The organism is Maribacter sp. 6B07 (assembly GCF_002700155.1).
GTDB lineage: Bacteria > Bacteroidota > Bacteroidia > Flavobacteriales > Flavobacteriaceae > Maribacter > Maribacter dokdonensis.
On the sequence record NZ_PDUT01000002.1, the window covers coordinates 578,717 to 601,141 of the forward strand.

A 22,425-nucleotide genomic window follows, 5' to 3' on the forward strand; every position below is an offset into this window, starting at 1 on the left:
TCTCAAATGTTGGGTAACGTTCAGTGTATGATACGTAGCGTATAAAAATACACTATATTTCGGTGTAGTACTGAGCCGAATTTTTATATTTTGTTTTAATTTTTCAGTTTAAAGCCAAATTAAGAATTTGGCGGTTTTTGCCAATAAGCACAAACCTTTGAGTTTAGCACTTACTAGCGATGTTTTATACACCGTGTTAGCAACTGCCAGTTTTACACTCTAAATGTTAGTGGATCGATAATTAAATAATTTCCTGTATTCTCTATCCATAATTCAACGCTTTTAAATAATTCCTGAATACATTTAACCCATTTCATAAAATCATCACTATTAATACTCATATAATTAAGTCCATTTTGAATATTATACTTTCGAATCGTTCCAAAATCAATTACAACTCCTTGACTTTCTTTATTCAAGTTTTTAAGTAAAATGTAACCATCCTTAGGGTTTTCAGGATTCATTTCTTTTCCATCGACTATTTTAAATTCGCTGGATTTTTCGCCAGTATTTTCGAAAAGATTATTATGCTGAAAAAGTGTTGCCATCATCTCAAGACTTCTTAAAACTTTAATTAAAGCACTAATATATTTTGGTTCGGCATTTTGAGTAAAAAAAGGTTGGTTCATTATGGTTTCAATTTTGTCCATATAGTCTTTCCAATCTTTTAAGACAGTAAAGCCTAAATGTTTTTTCTCAAATAACACATAATTAATATCATCTTCTGTTAAGTTCAACATTTTCCATATTTCTTCTAAAGAATAATTGTTATCATATCCATAAAATATCTTGAATGAATGATTACATATTGTCAAAATCTCTTTATCTACTTGTTGCTTGATATAATTCCTAATTTCATCTTTTGCTGATTCTTCTTGAATTATTGAGTTTATAGCAGTTTTTAGTGATTTTGTGAGATATTCTCTGTCTTTGGATTTGTTTTGTTGATTCTCAATTTTGTAAGTTAGTGGACGTCTAAATCTTAAATCAAAAGGTAGGTCTTCAATTTTTCCGTACTCAGCATTAAAAACACATATGATGTTTTTCCATCCCAAAGTTTTTGCTGCATAGCCTAGCTCAACAAGAACATTCGGGTTTGGTGTTTTTCTTCCTTCAGATGTTGGGTTTATAAAACTAATGTCAGCAATAAAAATAGATGTGTTGTCTATCTTTGAGAAAATTGTCGAGACAATATCTGGAGTTCCTCCGACATTCATTGTATCTCTATCAATTGCAATATCTAAATGAAGATTATCAGATTTGATATCTCCGATAGCTTTTTTAATACAACCTTCGATGAAGCTTCGATTCTTATTATTAGGGGAATCTGATTGCCAAGAATAGAAGATTGTTTTTTTCATTTATTTTTTTGGTTGTTGCTAACGGTCTCGTATATGAAAAGTAGCGCTGAAAATAAGCGATAACTTTTCGGATTAAACACAAGCCGAATTTTTAAGTTTTACCATTTATTTTATTTTTGGGAAATCGTCAAATTTAAAAATTTGGCGATTTCATAAAAATGCCCAAGCCTTAGTGTTAGCAGGGACTTTCGCTATTTTTTATATACATTGTTAGCAAACGTACTTTATTCAATTCCGTTTTCGGCAAGCAATTTATCTAATGCTTTTCCACCCCAATCTTTGGTCAAATTTTTATTCCGTTTTCTAGTTTTTAGAATTCGCTGGTTGATTTCTTTATTATCGTACTCAATTAACGTTTTGATTAAATCCAAATAAATGTGAGCATTCCAAGCGTCTTCTAATCTCTCAAACAGAGGTTCAATAAAAATATTCTGTTTGTTTACTTTAGATGTATATAATGATAAATTGTGAACGTTTGAATTTAGGATTTGTTCTGCAATTACTTTATTCGCAAGGTCTCTATCATTTGCAATTAAAACATTTAACATTGTTTCATAAATACCTTCCGTAAATTCAACTCCTTTAGCAGAAGGTACAAAATCAGATTTCTGTGGTTGATAGTTTTCTATCATTTCCTTTTTAGTCAGTCCGTAGGCTTTTGAAGGGTTTTCATTAAAAAGATATTTATAAATTTCTGGTGAAATACTGCCTTCATCTTCCCAAATTTTCCAATAAAGTTCATTGTATATCAAGTCTTGAAACTCTTGAATTGCTGCGTAAACAAATCTTATGTGGTATTTTTTTATATTTTGATGTTCAACTTTTGAAAATGGTACTTTAAGTAATTCTACTGCTTTTTTGTTTTTGTAACTAGCAATAGCTTTATATAATTCACGCCATTCGTTACTATAATGAGTATTGTCTAAAGTTTTGTTCAGGTTGGTTTCTAATAATGGAATAAATTCTGGTCTTGGAAACTGACTTATAGCGACATAAGTATGATAATATCCGCTTTCAACTTTGTCATTTTCAGAACGATTATTTTTTATAATTTCAATGTCCTGTTCTTTTTGGTATTTCGCCAATGTAACTAAAGCACTCTGATTTTTCTCTTCTATTACAAGTTCTCTAATTTTTGGATAAAGCTTTTCTGTTGGGGTTGCTCGATTTATTGCAGAATATCTTGATGATAAATAATTTGGTTGATATATGAGTAAACTATCCAATTCTGTTAATTCTGTAGAATTCATTTTTTCTGAATCTAAATCAACATACTGAGGTGTTAATACATCTATAAAGAAGTCTCCAACTTTATCATTGCTAATTATACATCCAAACATCGTACTTATTTCTTCATCATCGTTTATGTGTTCTTTGGCAATGGAAAATAAGTCAACATTTTTTTTATGGGATAACGCCCAAAAAGAATAACTTCTAACAACTCCATTTGGGTGATTTGTCAGTTCAATTAGTTCCTCTTTTGTTGCGTTTTTTTTCAGTTCTTCAAAATTGTCCCATTGTTTAGGACGCATTCCACCAGCTCCGACTGCTGAACTCATTAATTGATTTACTTCCTCAATATTTTTCACAGCCTTAATGGTTCGTTTTGAAATTGAACTTTCATCAAAAGTTGTCTGAGCACACGAAATAAATGTAGTAAAAAGAATTATGATGGTAAGCAGTATCTTCATTTCAGTATGTTTGCTAACGGTTCGGCTATGATACGTTGCGGAAAACGTCCGCAGGACTTTTCCGCCTTGGCCCGAAGTTAATAAATAAGCGCTGGAAATTCCATTTGGAATTTCCGCCCGCAATGGATTATAGGTATTGTTAGCTTTAGTGTTTTTTTAGTTCTTAATACTTTACAAATATGTAAACAACAGAATTATTGGTATTAGAAATGGAAGTCCGCACGAAAACCAAAATCCTATGTTAAAAGTCCGATTTCTATACAGTTCAATATTTTTCGGTTTTATTAGGTCCTCCGAGAATGCTCCAATGTTGTAGAATATATTAGCAATTCCCATCATTATCAAATATCCAATTCCCTGAAAAATAATTGTAAAAAGGGTAATTTCAACGTCTGGAGCTGGAGGAATAACATATTTGACTACCAATGAGTAGACGAAGAATGCAATTAATCCACTTACTATTAGTCCGACGTTGTATTTTAGTCTTTTCTCACTCCACCACTTTTTTCGTTCCTCTTTTCCTTTGTCCCAAGTGGTGTTTTCCATTTTTTTTTCAACATTAAAGCTAACGCCAAAGCTATGAGTAGTGCGGAATTAAGTAGGTACTGTACTTACTTCAAAACACCAAGCCAAAGCATTTTGTTTGCGTTTATTTTTTTTGTTATTAAATGCCAAATCAAACTGATTTGGCGACATTATAAATATAGACAAACCATTTTATTAAATCACAAGCCTAGCATTACACATAGGTATTGTTAGCGGTATTAAGCAACCCGAACCACAGCTGTAAAAGACAGACGAAACTAACGATCCGCGTGGATTTTGCCGCATTTTCCATCCGGCGACCAAACTTGGCGGGCATAAATAAAACAAGTTCAATTTAAAAGAGATTTGGCAAGTAATGTCGAACCAAAAGTCCGTCTGCGTTATGTTTGCGTACAGATTGCGTGCTGGCGGCAAAAGGGCATGCCCCGAAAGCTGCTCTTTTATTCAAACCCGAACCGAACAATCAGGACTTGCTTAAAATACTAAAACCTTGGATTTTTTGCTTTTGCCGATAAACGTATTACTTGCGAAAAAAAATGTCCATTTAGCACGTAAAAAAGCAAAAAAATGGGAAGCCCCGAAGTTGCTCTATTTTTTTTAGAGCTTATTACCGTTAACGTTTATGTATAAGAATAGTTGCGGGTTTGTATGCGAGGATTTTCCGAAGGAAAATCAGACGTTACAAACACGCAACGACCTTTGATTAAGCACTAAACCGCAATTATTTTTATACGGTGTTGTATGCCGTTATTGTTTCAGTCCTTTAAATATTTCGGTTAATACATTAACATCTGACGAATTTTCAACTAATCTGTATTTAGTCGCCTCGTCAAGTTTTTCCCATTCTGGATTTATTTCAATTCCTTTAAATTTCATTAGTTCTTCAGGTGTTCTTGTTATAAAATTGAATTTTAATTTTTTAATTTGTGAATTAGTATTTATTTCATAATTCATAGTCATTGTAGGTTCCAAAATTTTCAAAATTATTCCACTAATTATGGTGGAAATATGTTTATATAAAATTAAGCAAGTTTCATTCTCTGTAAAAGGAAAAGTTATTTCGTTTCCAATAATTTCCAAGTCATATTTAGATAAATTTGCGTGTGCTAAAATGTTCCTTATTTTTCTAATTCCAACTTTTTTGTCGTTTAAGAATTTAAGTTCTAATTCGTTTATAAGGTTTTTCTCTTTTAGTCTTAAATTCAGATTGTAAAAAGTGTCTTCAAAATCATTTAGTGTTGATTTCATTATGTTCTCAAATAAAGCCAAAAGATTAAATAAGGCTAAATGTCCTTTTTGATTTTCAAATAATTCTTCACACGCTATATATTGTCCGCAATAATATTTAGAATAGTAATTTAATAAATGAATTGTTTCATTCTTAAAATCTTCTTTCTTTATTTCCATAATTTTGGTTAATGGCATACAACGTCTCGGCTAAGCGTAGTGCGGTAGTAAGGAAACTTTTTGTTTCCGTCTGCGCACGAAGCTAAAGCTTATTGTTTTGCTTTTTCTTTTCTTGTTCAAAGCTAAATCCATAAGATTTAGCGACTTCATAAATATACACAGACCTTACGGTTTCGCCCTAAAGTCCGCATTACGTTTAGGTATTGTTGTAAACAGTTTTTATTCCATAATCCATTTCATCAACTCTTGTTTGTCTACAATAGACCAACTATGCGGATGTCTATCTCCGTTTTCTCGATAACCTTTATTTACTGATGGCAAGTATTCTACTTGGTTAAATCCTGATTCTTTTAAGTTTTCAAAGAGTCTTTCGATGTAGTAGGAGTTAATCTGGTCATAATCCGCCATTCTATTCTCTTTCCACCAAAGTGTATCTGGCTCAGTATAAAGTCTGATTTTAGTGTTTTTCAAGCCCTTTAGGTTCTCAGTAGTGTTTGTTTCTGATGTATAGGTAGCGTACTCTTGATATTTTGAAATATCATCGTTAGGATTTCCAAATCGATTTTTAAGAGTTTCTATTATCCAAGTACTTTCTGTAACTGATACTTCTGAAAAATTTCGTTTTAGATTCTTTTCAGAACTCTTATAAAGTGCGACCAAATCAATTGGCGAGTCCACCATAAAAACTCCTTTGGGTTTGAACTTAAAGTTTTTATTTTCATTTAGAAATGAACTGATTAACAAAGAGACATTTCCTCCGCTTGAATACCCACCAAGATAAACATCATTTAATGGAAGTTTATTTTCAAGTAATATGTTTTGTAGCTGTTCTGCAAGTTTTTGTTTCTCATCTTTTTCAAGCCATAATTTTTGATTGTAATTCATGTAAATTACTGCAATACTATTTTGCTTTGCAATCTCAATTACTTTGAATTCCCGCTTTGTGTCTTCGGCTTTATGAGGAAAACCAGGAAAAAGTACTAAAACTCCTTTTATGTTTTCAGTCGGTTTACTTAATTCGTAAAAATCGCTGGCTATTTCTACAAACTCTGTTTTTGAAGGAGTATCAGAATTTTCTTTTTTGGCGTTTTTACAAGAGACTAAAACCGCAATTATCAATATTATTCCAAAAATTTTATTCATTGGAGAAATTGTTTACAACGGTCTCGGCTATGAGTAGTTGCGTGGTTTAACACTTAACTTTACAAGTACACACCAAACTGAAAATCCGCGAGGATTTTCAGAAGTAGGCGATAAAAAGCAATTACTTATAGCCATTGTTGTGCAACGTTATTTTTAATCATCTTTTTCCATAGCTCGGACAAATTCATAATATCCACCAACCCAACCGAAATCACCTCCATATTCGCTATCCAGCTTATCTAAAAAAGCTTTAACTGCTTTTCCACTTGCAAGCATTAATGTAGAGTCATTTTGGTCGGTTTTAATAAATAATCTACCATTATTCTGTGAGCAATTAAATCCGCCCATTTGAGTAACTCCGACTATGCTTTCATATAAGCAATAAATTTCTTCGATACTTGTTTCATCAAGATTATCTAACCATTCTTGAAAGTCTGTTGTTGTAGCCATATTTTAATACCATTTGTTTGTCCATTCTGGACGATTATTTTTTGCAAATTCAATTTCTTTTTCTGTTGGTGGGTCACTTAAATCAATGTCTTTAAGTTCAAGTATTTCCATTACAGATTCGTTAATACTCAATGATGTTTTCATTCCGTTCATAATTGAGCTGTTACCAAATTGCCTGTTCATTACTAAAATACCTTTGTCTAATAAGCCTGAAACAGAAGAATTGTCTATAGGCATATCAATTGATTTTTGTCCGATTAAGATGAACTCTCTTAATATGGATTTCTCAAACCTATCCAAGTTTTTTACTCTTTCTGTAAATTTCTTTTTCCATTTTTTTAGTAAAATTTTCCGTTGAATTGATTTGAAAATCCAAATCACAAAATTCACTAAAACAAGTCCAGTTGAAAGGATAAAAACAATTCCTAAAATCCATCCATATTTTTCTTTTGCATTATCAAGAAAGAGTTTTTCATTCAAAAAACTTTGGTCAACAAATAGTATAAATCCTGAAACCACCGATAAAAGAAAGAAAAATTTTGTCGGTAGTTTTGTTAAATCAAATATGGCTTTTAAATATTTTTCCAAGGTCTGTTTTTAATGTTGCACAACGTGTTTGTATATGGTTTGTTGCGTGGTTTAGCACGTAATTTAGCAAATAAAAACCGAATAGAAAATCCGCGAGGATTTTCGTAAGTAGGCTAGAACTAGCAATAAATTATATACGGTGTTACCTGCTGGCTTTTATTATTTCAGTTGTTTGGTCTGTTATACTTTTCGTTTGTAATTCAATGCTAAAAACTTCTAATTCAGTTTTTAAATTCATTTCCATTTCCAGATAGAATTTGGTAAAGAATTGTTTTTCGATGTCATAGTTTATTTGTCCTTTTCCAGTTCCGTCCAATTCCATTTCGTAATCTTTAGTAGCTGATTTTATAGTATAAACTTGGTCAAGGTCAAAATATCCAATTCCGTTTTCTACTTTTCTCAAAGTGTAAATTGAATTAATTTCCATTTCTATTGTAACGTCTGCAATTGGCATTGACATTGGATTTTTTTGCTCAAAACTTTCTCCAACTTTAATTTTTCTGTTAGGATATTTGATTTGATTCATCATTGATTCCATTGCAGGAAGTAATGTTCTCTTTTTTTCTTCTGTCATTGTCGAAGAAGAAATAGAGTCAATTTTAGTCTTTCCGTCAATTGATTTTCCGAAAAACTTTGTTCCGCTTATTAAAGTTGGATTATTGGATTCTAACAATTCTATGTCAATCGGAAATTCGTTTCCTTTGAGTTTCCCTGTTTTAGAAACACTTTTTAAAAGACTTGTATCTTTCGTTATAGTTGGGTTTTCAATTCCGTTATTTTTTAAATTTTGCAGTATTTCGTCAGATGCAATATATTTTACATTGTTTTCTGAAATCTGTTTTTGGGTTAACGTGTAATTGTAATTTGGTAAGTAACCAACTTTAAAATCAATCTCTTCTTGACTTTTGCAAGATGTAATTGATATTGTCAATAAAATAAGTAGGATTGTTTTCTTCATTCGGTTTTTTCAGCTTGCAGGTAACAATTGTGTAAGGTAACAAGTTACTTTATATCTATTTTAGAATCACTAATCTAATGGATTTTTAATTTCTTTAAAAGTATTTGTAGCGACATGAGTGTATATTTCAGTAGTTTTACTAGAGCCATGTCCTAAAAGAACCTGAATTTGCCTTAAGTCAACACCAGATTCTAATAAGTGAGTAGCAAAACTATGTCGTAAAACATGTGGTGTAACGTTTTGAGTGATTTTTGCTTTAATGGCAGCGTTCTTTACTATATTTAATACACTAACGGCAGAATATTTTGAGGCTTTACGACCTTCAAACAAATATTCTTGAGGCTTCCATTCCTTAAAATACATCCTCAATTCTTTAAGTGCATTTTTTGATAAAAGAGTAAGTCGGTCTTTATTGCCTTTAGCTCCTTTAACTCTTATAAGCATTCGTTTGCTATCAATATCATTTATTTTTAGGTTCAAAAGCTCGCTACGGCGCAAACCAGAACCATACAGAAGTTGTACGATACATCTGTGTTTTATGTTGTTGGTATGTTCAATAATAGCTATTACTTCTTCTTTTGAAATGACTTTGGGTAGTTTATGTTCTTTTCGTGGTCGTTCTATTTCATAAAATCTATTTGGCATTCCCAATACGGTTTCGTAGTAAAACTTGATTGAATTGATGACTTGATTTAAATAAGAGTTAGAAACATTTTTACGTATCAGTATCTGTAAATAGGCGCGTATGTCGCTTTCATCTAAGGTTTCTAGTTTTCTCTCTTTATAATGGTTAATAAACATTTCAAAGTAGGTCACATATGTTTTAACTGTACTATTGGCGTACTTTTTCAATTCTAGTTTTAATAAGTACTCTTCAGGGCAAAGTCTATATTCTGGTACATTAGTCCTATTTCTGAACCATTGAACATCTACTGTTTCGTTGTTAGTATTTATAGGTTTATTTGTTAAGAATCGATTATAATTTATCCAAACAATACCTTTGAATGTTGTAAAGATTATACCCAAGTTTGTCTTATTATTAGGTATATATGCCATGTTATATTGTTTGCTCCACTTGGGGTCTGGGAGTCCTTTGATCAAGTTTTGTATCAGTTTATCCGGGCTAAACTTTATACCTATCATCTTTTGATTTTTAATCATTAGATGGTAAAGTGTTATTGATTTTACATAATTCATTTTACAAGATTAACATATCTATAATTTTTAGCGGTATTTTATGCGTATAATATACGTTTACAAATGGATAAGGAAAGAAAATGCTTAATCTGTTCAATACAGATTTCAGGAAGAGTAGATAAATTGTTTTGCTCGTTAAAATGTAAATCTATAAACCAGTATGAAAAACGTCAAAAAAGTGAACAGTTCTTTTTTAAGGTTGATAGTCATTTGAAAGTAAATAGAAAGATTTTAAAGAGTTATAACAAATCCGGCTTAACTACTGTTCGTAGAACTGAATTAATTGATATTGGTTTTAATCCTAAATTCTTTACTCACTACTGGAAAAATAAAAAGGGTGATGTCTATTTTTTTGTCTACGAATATGGATTTCTAAATATTAAAAAAAATGGTGTTAAAAAGTACACTTTAGTAAAGTGGCAGCCATATATGGAGCAATCGTAAGTGTTCTAGTTCTACCTGTAATCTTTTAAATAGACGATGTACTTAGTTTCCATGTCAAAATAGGGAAGAGTACCATCCGGTTTTCTTGGCAAATTAAGAACTCTCTGATAACGTTCATAGCTTTTTTTTAACGCTAAGATATCACCTTTGGTAGCAGGTTTATTATGATTCTTAGTTATCAGACTTTTAACAACATCAGCTGCAAGTACACCAGCCGCTGCATTTCCTATACCTGCAGCGCTCATTTTCTCTATTTTATTTTGTGTTCCGGTTACAGGTAGGCTTGTTGATTGATTCGTTATCTTATTTTTTTGATGATGTGCTTTTGATCTACAATTATCACAACAGTACTTTTGCACATACCTTCTTTTTGGAAGAAAATCTTCATGACAATATTGACAACTATAGTACTTTGTATCCATTATGCGTTAAATATACGTATGTTTGACGTATATTTAATGAATTTTCCGAGATATTTTGATAGGGGTAGCTAATTAACTAACCTTAGTTAATATAGGGTAGTTGTTTCTAATTTGAATTAAAAACAGTTTCTAAAAGAAATTTAATTGAATCTTCATCGGTAATTAAAACCGGCTTTTGCGACCTTGTTTTTTTTAGACCTTTGGGTGTAGGACTAGCTTCAATTGTATCTAACTTTTCTTGGTGTTTAAAGACATTTTTTAATAGCAGAACATTGTCATTCTTAATATAGGTTAGAACTTCAGCGGAATTAAGATTTGGAATTATTTGAATACTGAATTTGTTTTCAATTTGGACTTTGTGATATTGAAAACAATCTGCTTGAAGCTGAAAGTATCCCTTGATTTTTTTATTGGCATCGCAATGAAATGTCACATTTTCATTCATCCATTTAGTAATGAACGTATAAAACCGTAAATGCATTATATAACTTTCTAAAAGCGTTGAAAATTGTAATGAACTCGCATCTTCCTTTTTGTCTATTAACGTTATTGTATTATAATTGAGAATTGACGCCTTTTCTAATAATGGTGTGCAATCTTTTATAGCTAGCACTTTTTCTGCTGCATTATTTTCAGAAAGTAGAACAATGGTATTAAAAAATTCTTCTGTTTTAATATTTCTAAATTCACTTAGTTCACTTAAAGGGATGATACTTTTGGGAATAAAAAATAGAAGAGGGGTATAGAGCTGATTTATTAAACGTTTTAATGTATTGCTTGTATCCATTCTATTCTTTTAAAAGATTGGAGTAATCTTCGGCAAGCTCAGCATCTATATCACGTAAATATTTTTCTAAAGCGGACATTGAACTATGACCCGTTATCAACATTAATTTACTTTTGGCTTCAAATGGTGTAGCATCTTTTAATATTACCCGATATAGTTTTGTGATATACGTATGTCTGAAGCTGTATAATCCGAAATCTTCGTTTAGATTAAAATGTTCTTTCACTTTTTGTTTAAATCGTTTAGAGAAATAATTTCTTCTGTTAGTTTCTTTAGTATCCCAAGCTCCGCCAATTTCGGTAGGGGTAAAAAGTAAATGATCTGGATTCAAATTTGATAAGTCTGGTATTTCATCAAATAGCATTTGGGGTATTATTTTCTTTTTTAACTTACTGTTTTTAGCTTGGAAGGTAAGTGTTCTGTTTACTAAATCTACGTCTTTAATGCGAAGCCTAGATACTTCTATAGGTCTTAGAAAGTTATATGCAACGAATTTGATATATAGTAATAATATCGGGTCTTCTTTCGTCAAATGTTCAAATATACTTTTTTCTACCTCGAGAGAAAATGTTTTATTCCGATTTGGGACAGATTTTAAAACCTTAATCGTTTTTATAAAGTTGAGTTTTATAATTTCATTTTCTTCTAAAGTCTGTAAAAAAGTACCAAGGGTCAATCTGAAATTATTTCTATTTCTTGGGCTTGTATTGATGACTATTTCGTTTAAAAAGTCAAGCAACATTTTTTTAGTTAATTGATGGCAGTATTTGATATTTGGATAATTTTCTGATAGCCATTTTAAAAAGGCTTGACCTTTAAGTCTATAATCTTGAACTGTTCTAGCTTTAACTTGATTTTTCTTCAACTTTAAAACGTAATCGAAGGCATCTTTTAGGGGCATTCCTAAATCCTTTGTTTCCGATTGAGTCGGCAATTCTATATTCGCTTTGTTGTTAGATTTTTTATGTTCGGTTTTAATTTTTTCTATTTTATTGTCTACCCTTACTTGCTTTAAATTCGGTTCATGAATTTTATCGGCCGATTTATTTTCAAATGGACTGTACCCTGCTCTTAATAATTTTAATAGATTTTTACGGTACGAGGTGAGAATTGTTAATCTATCTGCCTTTGTCTTATAATTATTTGCTTTGCCGTAAATATTCTTCATTCGTTCCAACTTATTAGTTTTTGGGTTCCTAAATGAAAAATAGACGTACCATCTTTTTGAAAGATCACCTTTAGCGGTATAAATTTTGGGTGCTGAAAAATTTGGTTTTGTAGACAAATCGTGTTCTAAATCGTGTTCACTTTCGTGTTCAATTGTAATTGCAAGCTGAAATATAGACATAAAAAAACGGTTTAGAGTGAACTAAACCGTTGTTTCCGTACGTTTTACTAGTGTAGCGAGAGGGGGGCACGATCCCCCGACCTCCGGGTTATGAATCCGACGCTCTAACCAACTGAGCTACCTCGCCATATTATTTTTAAACGGCTGCAAATATAGTGGTAATTTATTTGTTCTTCAACAAAACTTCATGAAAAAAATTATACTGATCATTTATTTTTTTATCATTTAGAAATATATATATTGCTCGGCATAAAGTAGCATGACAATGAGCGATAAAATAAAATTTGAAATAGAGTTTGTAATTCAGTCTTCACCACAAATGTTATATCAGTACTTAGCAACGCCTTCAGGACTGTCTGAATGGTTTGCGGATAATGTTAATTCTAGAGGTGAAAAATTTACCTTCATTTGGGACGGGGCAGAAGAAGAGGCTAAACTGTTAAAAAGAAAAACAGATGAGTTTGTACGTTTTGCTTGGGAAGAAGCAGACGATGATAGCTTTTTTGAAATGAAGATAATAGTTGATGAAATAACAAAAGATGTTTCATTGTTTATAACCGACTTTGCCGAAGAAGATGAGATAGACGAGTCTAAAATGCTTTGGACCAATCAAGTATCCGATTTAAAACAGGTATTGGGTTCAGCTTAAAAATATTCTTATTTACAGTATCTTTGAGCCTTAATTTTTTAAGGCTTTTTTTATGTTCAATTTTAATGGCGGACTACTAGAGGATAATTCATCTTTTCTAAATGAAAAGAATAGGGGAGTACAGCTGGGTGATGCCGTTTTTGAAGAGTTAAGGGTGGTGAACGGTGAAATAATTTATCTAGAAGATCATTATTTACGCCTAATGTCGTCCATGAGAATATTGAGAATGGAAATTCCAATGAACTTTACTATGGAGTTCATGGAAGCTGAAATTCTTAAGATATTCTCTGAAAGTGACCTTAAAAAAGCAAAGCGGGTTAAATTCAACGTTTTTAGAAATAGTCAAGAAGATTATTTAGATTCTGATAATAGTATTTCTTATTTTATTAACAGTAGTACATTAGAGAATCCTTTTTTTGTATTGAACAATAGCATTTATGAAGTAGAACTTTTTAAAGACTTTTATAAAAATTCTACGATGCTATCTAACTTAGATACCAACAATAAAATTTTAAGTGTTGTAGCTGCGATTTACGCCCGCGAAAATGATTATCAGGATTGTCTGTTGCTTAATGAGAGAAAGCAGGTTATAGAGGCTATAAATGGCAATATTTTTGTTGTAAAAGGTAGTCAGGTTAAAACTCCGCCCATAACCGATGGTTGTACCAATGGTATTCTTAGAAAAAAATTGGTGGAACTGATTTCTAATTTAAAAGAGTTTGAGTTTGTGGAAGACAGTGTTTCTCCTTTTGAGCTACAAAAAGCAGATGAACTTTTCATAGTCAATGCAATTGACGGAATTATTCCTATAACCAAATACAGAAAGAAGGATTTTGTTAATATCGTTTCTAAAAGTTTATTGGGTAAACTAAATGCTGCGGCAAGAATGTCTTTGAGTCCCGGGAGTTAATTTAAACTGGGGTTCTCTGGAGCATTTGACCATAATAGATAATTACCGCCTAATTGAATCATATTTTCTTTCCAAATGGCTTTTGCGGCCCTTTGAATGATTCTGCTTTCATGTTCATTTTCTACAACTATCCACGATTTTGAGGTAAGCTCTTCGTCCAGTTGTAAAGATGACCAACCCGAGTATCCTAAAAAGAATCGAATATCATCTTCTGATATAATTTCCTTATTGATCAATTCTACAGTGGTTTCAAAATCTCCTCCCCAATATATACCATCAGAAATCTCAACACTGTTGTCAATTAAATGCGGAACCTTGTGTATAAAATAAAGGTTGTCTTGCTCTACGGGACCGCCATTATATACTTGAAAAGGTAATTCTATTTCAGTAACCAATTCATTGATTTGGTACTCTAATGGTTTATTTAAAATAAAACCAACTGAGCCCTCAGTACTGTGTTCTGCTAATAAAACTACAGACCGGTTAAACGAAACATCTCCGGTTAAAGATGGTTCGGCCACTAGTAATTTTCCTTTGGTTGGCTTTAAAGCTATCATAAATTTGATATGATTATATTTCTAAAGTAAGACAAATCCTCTTAAAAATCAAAAACATAGAAATAAAAAAAGCGCCTTTTAAGGCGCTTTTCATAAATTTATCAGTGTAAAATTAGTTTACAGCTTTACCTAAATCAGCACCTGCTTTAAACTTAACTACATTTTTAGCAGCGATTTGGATAGTTTTTCCAGTTGATGGATTTCTACCTTCTCTTGCATTTCTTTTAGATACGGACCAAGAACCGAAACCTACTAAAGAAACTCTATCTCCTTTTTTAAGAGAATTTTCAACATTTCCCAAGAAAGATTCCAATGACTTTTTTGCCGCAGCTTTTGTGATGCCAGCGTCAGCTGCCATTGCATCGATCAATTCTGTTTTGTTCATAATGTGATAATTAATTGTGATTAAATAATTTATACCTACTAACAAATTTATATGGATTTCTGGGCAACGCAAGTAAAACGGGCGGAAATCCCTTATTTTGTTGATAACTCAGCGTGTTTGTTGATAAAGTAGGTTTTTTTCTACGTTTCATTCAGCCCAATAATAACGGGGCTTCAGCCCATTTTTGCATTTTCTTCCAAATTAAGGCCGTTCAACAGGTCTTTTACTTGCATTCTTTTCTTACCCTGTAACTGTATTTCTAGTAGATTTATATATCCCTCTTTAACGGCTACTTTTATCTCTTTCTTATTAGAAACTAGCGTTCCCACTGCAAGGTCATGTGTTTCGTTTTCGGTTTCTACCTTATATATTTTTGTGATGATATTTTGGTCACCATTTGTAAGTGTGGTCCAGGCAGCTGGGTACGGACTTAAACCTCTGATGAAATTATATATGGTAACGGCAGAATTGTTCCAGTTTATTTCACAAGTTTCCCTATGAATTTTATGTGCATCTTTTAAACTTGGTAAATTAGGCTGCGCATGGGTAGTAAAATTCCCTGATTCAATTTGTTCTACGGTTTTTAGTACGGTGTTTGCTCCTAAATGCATTAACCTATCATGTAAATCTTCGGCATTATCGGTTTCTTCAATCACTGCCTCGTCTTGCATAATTATTTCACCAGTGTCAATTTTTTCGTCAATAAAAAATGTGGTAACTCCTGTTTTTGTCTCTCCATTAATAATTGCCCAATTGATAGGGGCCGCACCACGGTATTGTGGCAAAAGTGAAGCATGTAAGTTAAATGTGCCATATTCGGGCATACTCCAAACTACTTTGGGTAACATTCTAAAAGCAACAACAATTTGTAAATTGGAATTTAGCGATTTTAGAGTATTTAAAAAGTCTTCGTCTTTTAGATTAGTAGGTTGTAGTACTTTAAGATTATTTTCAACGGCATATTTTTTAACTGCAGATTGATTAAGTTTTCTTCCTCTGCCCGCAGGTCTGTCCGGTGCTGTAATGACGCCAACAATATTATATTCATTTTTAACCAGTTTATCTAAAATGCCTACGGCAAAGTCCGGTGTTCCCATAAATACAATTCTCAATGCTTCCATATTATAATAGTTGGTATTCGTTAATGTTGTTTAATGTAATATAATTATCCTCCAAGAGCTCTTGTATGGCTGCAATGGTTATCTCTTGAGTGGTATTGAGTTTATTTTGTAATTCTCGTGAACCTGCATTTTTCTCTTTTAATATTTGGATGATTTTTATTTTGGCGTGAACAATAGGTGTGTTTCCTATTGACTGACTAACGCAAACATCACATATTCCGCAGGGTTGTTCTTGTTGTTCTCCAAAATAATGTAAGAGTTGTATGCTTCTACACATAGTATCATTTTCAATGTAAGTAAGCATAGCATCAACTTTTGCTATTTTAAGTTGGTTTTGTTCTTCAATATTTTTTGCAAATACATTTATAGTCCTGTCATCATCTCTTGGTACCAAGAAATACAATTCTAAATCGCTAGATGCGCTTGTGTAATCTATAATCTCATCTTTTGCCAATTGTTCAAAATTTTGATGGATCATTTTTTCTGGTAGAGCTGTTTTTTTGGATAATACATAGGTGTTAATATGTGTGTCAAACTCAAATAACCCACCATAGGTTCGAAGTACAATTTTTATGAAATCACCCAGTTTGTTGTTCTTATCTATATATCGATAAAGGGTGTCCTTGTCCGTTATAAATTTAATGGTAATTTTTTTTGAAAAGTTTTCAGAAAGTGAAATAACCGAATTTCTGTCCAATAACTGTAAGGTATTATAAGTAACAAAGGTATTGAGCTTATAAATGCTACAGAATTTATTGAAATTAAGATGAAATTTTGCTTCGGTGAATTCGCCAAATCCAATTTGAAAGAAAGTATTTAGTTTTTTATAGATCAACTTCACCTGGGCAACACTAGGTAGAATTTCAATAAACTGCCTTTTTACCAGAACTTTATCGGTTGTATTGGTCAGTATTATTGCTTTTGAAAATTCCCCATTTCTACCGGCTCTACCAGCCTCTTGAAAGTAATTTTCTAAACTATCGGGAATTTGATAATGTATAACCAATTCTACGTCTGGTTTGTCTATGCCCATACCAAAGGCATTGGTGGCGACCATAATTTTGTACTTGTTCTTAAGCCAAAAATTCAATCGTTCTGTTTTTTTTACCTGATCTACACCGCCATGGTAAAAAGTAGCACTAAGGTTGTTGTTCACCAAGAACTTAGACAATTCTTCTGCCATTCTTCTACTTCTAACGTAAATTATGGCACTATGCCGTATTTGTTGGCAGTATTGTTTTAAAAACCCTCTTTTATCTTCGGTAAACTGAACTTCTAGCCCAATATTTTTTCTAAAAAATGAATCTTTTATGACTAAAGGGTAAGTAAGTTCTAATGAACTGATAATATCTTCACTTACTCTTTTTGTAGCCGTTGCGGTCAAAGCTACCATTGGAGGAGTAGGGTGTAATTCCCTTAAAATGGAGCAACTTAAATAAGCGGGTCTAAAATCATGTCCCCATTGTGATATACAGTGGGCTTCATCAATAACATACATAGAAACGTTCATGCTTTTGATACGCTCTTGTACTAATTCTTGCTGTAGGCGTTCCGGTGATAGGTATAGGAATTTGTAATTACCATAAATGCAATTGTCCAATAGCTTATCGATCTCGTTGAATTTAAGTCCGCCTTTTAGACCTATGGCTTTAATGCCTAATGATTGAAGATTGTTTACTTGGTTTTCAATTAAAGCGATAAGCGGCGATATTACAATGCAAATGCCTTCTTTTGATAACGCAGGAACCTGAAAACAAATAGATTTTCCACCACCAGTGGGCAATAGACCTAGTACATCTTGACCATTGATTATGGCATTGATGATTTCTTCTTGAGAGCCCCTAAAACTATCAAAACCCCAGTATTTGGATAAGATTTCTTTTGGGGTATTATTCACTAGCGCCGTTTATGTGGTCTATTACAAATTGCAATCTATTTTCAATGGTCCCAAAAGGAACTTCAACAGGTTTGTACCCTAATTGTATGTACGTGTTTTCCAATTGTTCATGAATACCACAGGCTTGCTCAAAATTTTCCATTCTTTCATTATCCTGTACATAGATTTCTTTCCATGGTGGTAGTATTAACACTTCGTCATACCTGTTTTTTGAACATAAATCGGCATAACGTGGCTCAGGAGATTGCCCAAAATAGTTCATATATGCAATAACGTCAGGTAATCCACGATCGTAGAACACGTGTTCTTTATTTATGTTGTTACCGTTCTCAAAATGCTTTAGTCGAGCATTGATCAACTCATCGTTAAAACTCTTGGCATCTTTAACAAAATCAATAGGGTTGACCAATTGATCTTCTAATGAAACATCACCCAATGCATCTAAAGTCATGGTTCTTATAACTTCATGAAAACAATGGTAGCCATCATTTTCCAGGGATGATATCAATACGGTTTTTCCAGTCCCCGGTCCTCCAGTGACAACAATTCTTTTGCTTTTCAAACTCTTATATTATAAACGCAAAAGTACATAAACCGCTAGTATTAAAAAACTGGTGTATTAGACTTATCTTTGCTTAAAATATGAGTTATGGACGAAAAGAATCCAGAGGAATTTTATAAAAAATTAAGAGAGCAGCTTACAGAAACTTCTAAATGGCCGTCTAATTATCTTTACAAGTTCATTGTTGAAACCGCTACAGGTAAAATAGACCAGATCGAAGCAATTTTTGATAATATGGGAGCTGTCATCAACTTAAAGAAATCCAAAAATGGAAAATATACCAGTGTTTCTATTACCGTTAATTTAAACGGACCTGATCAGGTTATAGAAAAATATAAGGAAGTTGGTGAAATAGGAGGGGTAATCTCCTTATAAAATAGCATTTCATCTATAATTTTATTAATTTGGCATCGTTATTAGAACACTTCTCAAACACATTAAGCTAAAATTTTCAATTTGCAATTAGTAGAAAACCTAGAATACAATACGGAGCGTCCTCATTTGATCATACCTGAATACGGTCGTCATTTTCAAAAAATGGTAGATCATGCAGTATCCATTGAAGATCGCGAAGAAAGAAATAAAGTAGCCCAGGCAATTATAAGTGTAATGGGAAATCTGCAACCACATTTACGTGATGTGCCAGATTTTCAACACAAACTTTGGGATCAACTTTTTATCATGTCTGATTTTAAGTTGGATGTGGACTCACCTTTTCCAATTACTTCAAAAGAAGTATTGAAACAACGACCCGATGCATTAGAGTATCCACAGAATTTTCCTAAATACAGGTTTTATGGCAACAACATAAAACGTATGATAGATGTAGCTGTAGAGTGGGAGAAAGGTGATAAACGCTCTGGTTTAGAGTATGCAATTGCCAACCATATGAAAAAATGCTATTTAAACTGGAACAAAGACGTTGTTGACGACAAAGCTATATTTAAGCATTTATTTGAGTTAAGTGATGGTCGTATAGACTTGGCTTCAACAGGTGAAAGCTTAACGGATAGTGGTCAGTTTTTGAAGAATAGAGTTGCCAAAAACCCTAGGTCCAGTTCAAATAAAAAAAATCAAAGAAATAATAACCGCGGTAAAAAACGCTATTAATTTCCACTTCTCTAGATGGGGACATTCAAAATTGAAGGAGGGCACCAGTTATCTGGTGAAATAACACCTCAAGGTGCAAAGAACGAAGCACTTCAAATACTTTGCGCTGTACTACTTACAGATGAAAAAGTAACGATCAACAATATACCGGATATCGTTGATGTAAATAAACTCATTGCACTTTTAGAAGATCTAGGTGTTAAAATTCAGAAGAAAGGCAAAGGCTCCTATACATTTAAGGCAGACGATGTTAATTTAGAATATTTACAATCTGATCAGTTCAAGCAAGATGGTAGAGGTTTAAGAGGATCTATTATGTTGGTAGGTCCATTATTGGCACGTTTTGGAAAAGGATATATTCCTAAACCAGGTGGTGACAAAATTGGACGTAGACGTTTAGATACCCATTTTGAAGGCTTTATTAAGCTTGGTGCAAAATTTCGCTATAATAAGGAGGAATACTTCTATGGTGTTGAAGCTGATAAGCTGAAGGGTACCTATATGTTGTTAGATGAAGCTTCTGTAACCGGAACTGCAAATATTGTAATGGCAGCTGTCTTGGCGGAAGGTCAAACAACTATTTATAATGCAGCATGTGAACCTTATTTACAGCAACTTTGTAAAATGCTAAATAGAATGGGCGCTAAAATTACAGGTGTTGGTTCTAATCTATTGGTTATTGATGGAGTTGAAAAATTAGGAGGTACAGATCACCGTATGTTGCCCGATATGATCGAAATTGGTAGTTGGATCGGTTTGGCGGCAATGACTAAAAGTGAATTGACCATTAAAGATGTAAGTTGGGATGATTTAGGACAAATACCTACGGTATTTGGTAAACTGGGTATCACCTTAGAAAGAAAAGGAGATGATATTTACATTCCTGAGCATAAAGATGGCTACGAAATTCAAAATTATATAGATGGATCTATTTTAACCATTGCAGATGCGCCTTGGCCGGGATTAACTCCGGATTTATTGAGTATTATTTTGGTAGTTGCCACACAATCTAGGGGAGAGGTATTGATTCATCAAAAGATGTTTGAAAGCCGTTTGTTCTTTGTAGATAAGTTATTGGATATGGGGGCAAAGGTTATTCTTTGTGATCCACATAGGGCTACTGTTATTGGTCATGATTTTCAATCTACATTAAAGGCGACCACAATGACCTCGCCAGATATTAGAGCAGGTGTTTCTTTGTTAATTGCAGCATTATCTGCTAAAGGAACATCTACCATTCATAATATTGAACAGATAGATCGTGGTTATGAAAATATAGATGAAAGACTACGCGCTATTGGTGCTAAAATTGTTAGAGTGTAATACTTTAATTATAAAATAAATAAAACTCCATAGTAGATGCTTGTCTATTATGGAGTTTTTTAGTTTTTATACTATTTTTCTATAACTGTCCCATCAGGATATTGAGCAAATCTACCACGATTAACTTCATGGGTATGGTCAGGGTATCTCCATGGCCATCCTCCAAATTGTGTGGTTCTAAATTCATTCATCGCATTTTGTAATTCTTCATCGGTATTCATTACAAACGGACCGTATTTAGCAACAGGTTCTTCAATAGGTTTACCTTGTAGTATAAGTAAATGGGCATCTGCACCAATGGCTTCTATCTTAATTTCTTTAGTGGCATCAACATTTACGCCATGGTTTGGCTCTATGGATTCTCCTGCAAGATTTATGGTGTTGCCATCATAAAAATAAATTGTCCTTTGTGTACCTAATTTTGCTTTTGGCAGTGTAATGGTCCCATTTAATTCAACTGTAATATTCCAAATGGCAACATCATTCTCTGGATCATTTGCCCAAGAGTCAGGTGCTGGATCTGGTGCATTGTTTGCATTAAATTGCCCGGCAATAACTTTTACGCTGGCGTTTTCTAATTTAACAACAGGAATTTGTTCGTGCCATAACATTTTAAAGTGTGGGTCTACAAATTTACTTTTAGCAGGTAAGTTCAGCCAGATTTGAAATAACTCTAAAGGATTTTCTTTTTGAGTGTGTACCAAGGGAAACATTTCTGAATGCTGAACACCTCTACCGGCCGTCATCCACTGTACATCACCTTCACCAAAACGCCCAGCGGCACCAAGTGAATCTGAATGATCACAAAATCCTTTATTAACAATGGTAATCGTTTCAAATCCACGATGTGGATGAGCAGGAAAACCTGGCACCGTTGTACCATGATACATTCTATAGCCATCCTTTATCTCAAAATCATTCCCTAAGGTTCTTCCTTCCAATAAATCATCTGGTCCTAACTCTCCATTGCCTTTTGGATAATGGTCTAAATGATAAACACAAAATAAAAAGGGATCTTGTGTTTGCCATGGAAAGCCTAGTTTGAAAATATTTTTAATTTCCATATTTGTTTTAGTTGTCAATTAAACAATCAGTGAACCGCATTGTTGATTTCTACCCAATTGTTCTCTGGGTCTTTTAAATAAATCTGCCTAACACCATCTGCTCTTAAGGTTACTGAATTCTCTGCCCCTGGCCAGTCATAATACGTAATTTGTTTTTCTTCTAAAGAGGCTATTAACTCATCTAATTTTTGGGTGGCCAAACATAGGTGTACACTTTTGCTGTGCTGCATGGCAACACTATCTTTTCCTATTAAATGTAGCTGAGAATTACCTTGTATAACAAACCACTTAAATCCGCTTGGCGCTGATGGATGCGGTATTTCTTTGAGGTTTAAAACGTTTTTGTAAAAGTCTCCCACCTTGTCCAAATCCTTAACGATTACAGAATAATGGTCATAATTAAAATCAAACGATTGGGCAGAGACAACTGTACTACATATGGTGAATAGTAGTATCGTTATTTTTTTCATTGTTTTGTTGTTTAAGTTTGGTTCAAGTTACTTAA

At 32.9% G+C, this 22,425-nt stretch carries 25 protein-coding genes and 1 tRNA gene; 6 read left to right on the plus strand and 20 right to left on the minus strand.

Features of this window, described 5'->3' with window-relative positions; all coding sequences use genetic code 11:
• Positions 1–212: 212 nt before the first annotated feature.
• From CSC80_RS12230 to xerA, 9 genes are all read right to left on the minus strand, one after another.
• A complete protein-coding gene (locus tag CSC80_RS12230; protein WP_099192186.1) occupies positions 213–1,361 on the minus strand; it encodes a hypothetical protein in 1,149 nt (382 codons plus the stop codon).
• A 224-nt stretch (positions 1,362–1,585) separates the two neighbouring features.
• Complete coding sequence (locus CSC80_RS12235) at positions 1,586–3,052, minus strand: hypothetical protein (protein ID WP_099192187.1); 1,467 nt, start codon at positions 3,050–3,052, stop codon at positions 1,586–1,588.
• 171 nt (positions 3,053–3,223) lie between these two features.
• The gene (locus CSC80_RS12240) at positions 3,224–3,598 is read right to left on the minus strand and encodes a hypothetical protein (RefSeq protein WP_099192188.1); all 375 of its coding nucleotides are present in this window, start codon (positions 3,596–3,598) and stop codon (positions 3,224–3,226) included.
• A gap of 747 nt (positions 3,599–4,345) precedes the next feature.
• Entirely contained in the window at positions 4,346–5,005 is a 660-nt protein-coding gene (locus CSC80_RS12245) for a hypothetical protein (protein ID WP_143751749.1), read from the minus strand.
• Positions 5,006–5,224: 219 nt separating this feature from the next.
• Positions 5,225–6,148 (minus strand): hypothetical protein, encoded by a 924-nt coding sequence (locus tag CSC80_RS12250; protein ID WP_099192192.1) that lies wholly within the window; start codon positions 6,146–6,148, stop codon positions 5,225–5,227.
• A 153-nt stretch (positions 6,149–6,301) separates the two neighbouring features.
• The gene (locus tag CSC80_RS12255; protein ID WP_099192194.1) at positions 6,302–6,598 is read right to left on the minus strand and encodes a hypothetical protein; all 297 of its coding nucleotides are present in this window, start codon (positions 6,596–6,598) and stop codon (positions 6,302–6,304) included.
• Between the two features lie 3 nt (positions 6,599–6,601).
• Positions 6,602–7,186 (minus strand): super-infection exclusion protein B, encoded by a 585-nt coding sequence (locus tag CSC80_RS12260; protein WP_099192196.1) that lies wholly within the window; start codon positions 7,184–7,186, stop codon positions 6,602–6,604.
• A gap of 142 nt (positions 7,187–7,328) precedes the next feature.
• The gene (locus tag CSC80_RS12265) at positions 7,329–8,144 is read right to left on the minus strand and encodes a hypothetical protein (protein ID WP_099192198.1); all 816 of its coding nucleotides are present in this window, start codon (positions 8,142–8,144) and stop codon (positions 7,329–7,331) included.
• A gap of 69 nt (positions 8,145–8,213) precedes the next feature.
• Positions 8,214–9,287 carry a site-specific tyrosine recombinase/integron integrase gene (gene xerA, locus CSC80_RS12270; protein ID WP_099192330.1) on the minus strand — a complete coding sequence of 358 codons (1,074 nt, stop codon included), beginning with the start codon at positions 9,285–9,287 and terminating at the stop codon, positions 8,214–8,216.
• 117 nt (positions 9,288–9,404) lie between these two features.
• On the opposite strand from xerA, the gene CSC80_RS12275 reads away from it, so the two are divergent.
• Positions 9,405–9,785 carry a hypothetical protein gene (locus CSC80_RS12275; RefSeq protein WP_099192200.1) on the plus strand — a complete coding sequence of 127 codons (381 nt, stop codon included), beginning with the start codon at positions 9,405–9,407 and terminating at the stop codon, positions 9,783–9,785.
• Positions 9,786–9,796: 11 nt separating this feature from the next.
• Here the strand turns inward: CSC80_RS12275 and CSC80_RS12280 are convergent, their stop codons facing one another.
• The 4 genes from CSC80_RS12280 to CSC80_RS12295 form a co-directional block, all read right to left on the minus strand.
• Entirely contained in the window at positions 9,797–10,207 is a 411-nt protein-coding gene (locus CSC80_RS12280) for a hypothetical protein (protein ID WP_099192201.1), read from the minus strand.
• A 106-nt stretch (positions 10,208–10,313) separates the two neighbouring features.
• Positions 10,314–10,994 (minus strand): hypothetical protein, encoded by a 681-nt coding sequence (locus CSC80_RS12285; RefSeq protein ID WP_099192203.1) that lies wholly within the window; start codon positions 10,992–10,994, stop codon positions 10,314–10,316.
• Between the two features lies 1 nt (position 10,995).
• Entirely contained in the window at positions 10,996–12,342 is a 1,347-nt protein-coding gene (locus tag CSC80_RS12290; RefSeq protein ID WP_099192204.1) for a site-specific integrase, read from the minus strand.
• A 53-nt stretch (positions 12,343–12,395) separates the two neighbouring features.
• Positions 12,396–12,469, minus strand: a tRNA-Met gene (locus tag CSC80_RS12295).
• Positions 12,470–12,607: 138 nt separating this feature from the next.
• On the opposite strand from CSC80_RS12295, the gene CSC80_RS12300 reads away from it, so the two are divergent.
• Positions 12,608–12,991, plus strand: coding sequence for an START-like domain-containing protein (locus tag CSC80_RS12300; RefSeq protein WP_058104221.1), 384 nt, complete (start codon positions 12,608–12,610; stop codon positions 12,989–12,991).
• A 52-nt stretch (positions 12,992–13,043) separates the two neighbouring features.
• Positions 13,044–13,901 (plus strand): aminotransferase class IV, encoded by an 858-nt coding sequence (locus CSC80_RS12305; protein ID WP_099192206.1) that lies wholly within the window; start codon positions 13,044–13,046, stop codon positions 13,899–13,901.
• On the opposite strand, the gene CSC80_RS12310 is transcribed toward CSC80_RS12305, so the two are convergent.
• The 5 genes from CSC80_RS12310 to CSC80_RS12330 form a co-directional block, all read right to left on the minus strand.
• The gene (locus tag CSC80_RS12310; protein WP_058102541.1) at positions 13,898–14,458 is read right to left on the minus strand and encodes a YqgE/AlgH family protein; all 561 of its coding nucleotides are present in this window, start codon (positions 14,456–14,458) and stop codon (positions 13,898–13,900) included. The genes CSC80_RS12305 and CSC80_RS12310 overlap by 4 nt on opposite strands.
• Positions 14,459–14,570: 112 nt before the next feature.
• The gene (locus tag CSC80_RS12315) at positions 14,571–14,846 is read right to left on the minus strand and encodes an HU family DNA-binding protein (RefSeq protein WP_257786218.1); all 276 of its coding nucleotides are present in this window, start codon (positions 14,844–14,846) and stop codon (positions 14,571–14,573) included.
• 170 nt (positions 14,847–15,016) lie between these two features.
• Positions 15,017–15,964 carry a methionyl-tRNA formyltransferase gene (gene fmt / locus CSC80_RS12320; RefSeq protein ID WP_099192208.1) on the minus strand — a complete coding sequence of 316 codons (948 nt, stop codon included), beginning with the start codon at positions 15,962–15,964 and terminating at the stop codon, positions 15,017–15,019.
• A gap of 1 nt (position 15,965) precedes the next feature.
• Positions 15,966–17,861, minus strand: coding sequence for a RecQ family ATP-dependent DNA helicase (locus CSC80_RS12325; RefSeq protein ID WP_099192210.1), 1,896 nt, complete (start codon positions 17,859–17,861; stop codon positions 15,966–15,968).
• Positions 17,854–18,423, minus strand: coding sequence for an ATP-binding protein (locus CSC80_RS12330; protein WP_099192211.1), 570 nt, complete (start codon positions 18,421–18,423; stop codon positions 17,854–17,856). Before CSC80_RS12330 ends, CSC80_RS12325 begins: the two co-directional genes overlap by 8 nt.
• A gap of 87 nt (positions 18,424–18,510) precedes the next feature.
• Here CSC80_RS12330 and CSC80_RS12335 point away from each other — a divergent pair, with 87 nt between their 5' ends.
• The 3 genes from CSC80_RS12335 (at position 18,511) to murA (ending at position 20,856) form a co-directional block, all read left to right on the plus strand.
• Positions 18,511–18,798, plus strand: a complete 288-nt coding sequence (locus tag CSC80_RS12335) for a DUF493 family protein (RefSeq protein ID WP_058102546.1) — start codon at positions 18,511–18,513, stop codon at positions 18,796–18,798.
• A gap of 81 nt (positions 18,799–18,879) precedes the next feature.
• The gene (locus CSC80_RS12340) at positions 18,880–19,533 is read left to right on the plus strand and encodes a DUF4290 domain-containing protein (protein WP_058102547.1); all 654 of its coding nucleotides are present in this window, start codon (positions 18,880–18,882) and stop codon (positions 19,531–19,533) included.
• 15 nt (positions 19,534–19,548) lie between these two features.
• On the plus strand, positions 19,549–20,856 hold the full coding sequence (murA, locus tag CSC80_RS12345; protein ID WP_099192214.1) for a UDP-N-acetylglucosamine 1-carboxyvinyltransferase: 1,308 nt from the start codon (positions 19,549–19,551) through the stop codon (positions 20,854–20,856).
• Positions 20,857–20,927: 71 nt separating this feature from the next.
• On the opposite strand, the gene CSC80_RS12350 is transcribed toward murA, so the two are convergent.
• Both CSC80_RS12350 and CSC80_RS12355 read right to left on the minus strand, forming a co-directional pair.
• A complete protein-coding gene (locus CSC80_RS12350; protein WP_099192216.1) occupies positions 20,928–21,920 on the minus strand; it encodes a pirin family protein in 993 nt (330 codons plus the stop codon).
• A 26-nt stretch (positions 21,921–21,946) separates the two neighbouring features.
• The gene (locus CSC80_RS12355; protein WP_091604687.1) at positions 21,947–22,390 is read right to left on the minus strand and encodes a VOC family protein; all 444 of its coding nucleotides are present in this window, start codon (positions 22,388–22,390) and stop codon (positions 21,947–21,949) included.
• Positions 22,391–22,425 lie beyond the last annotated feature (35 nt).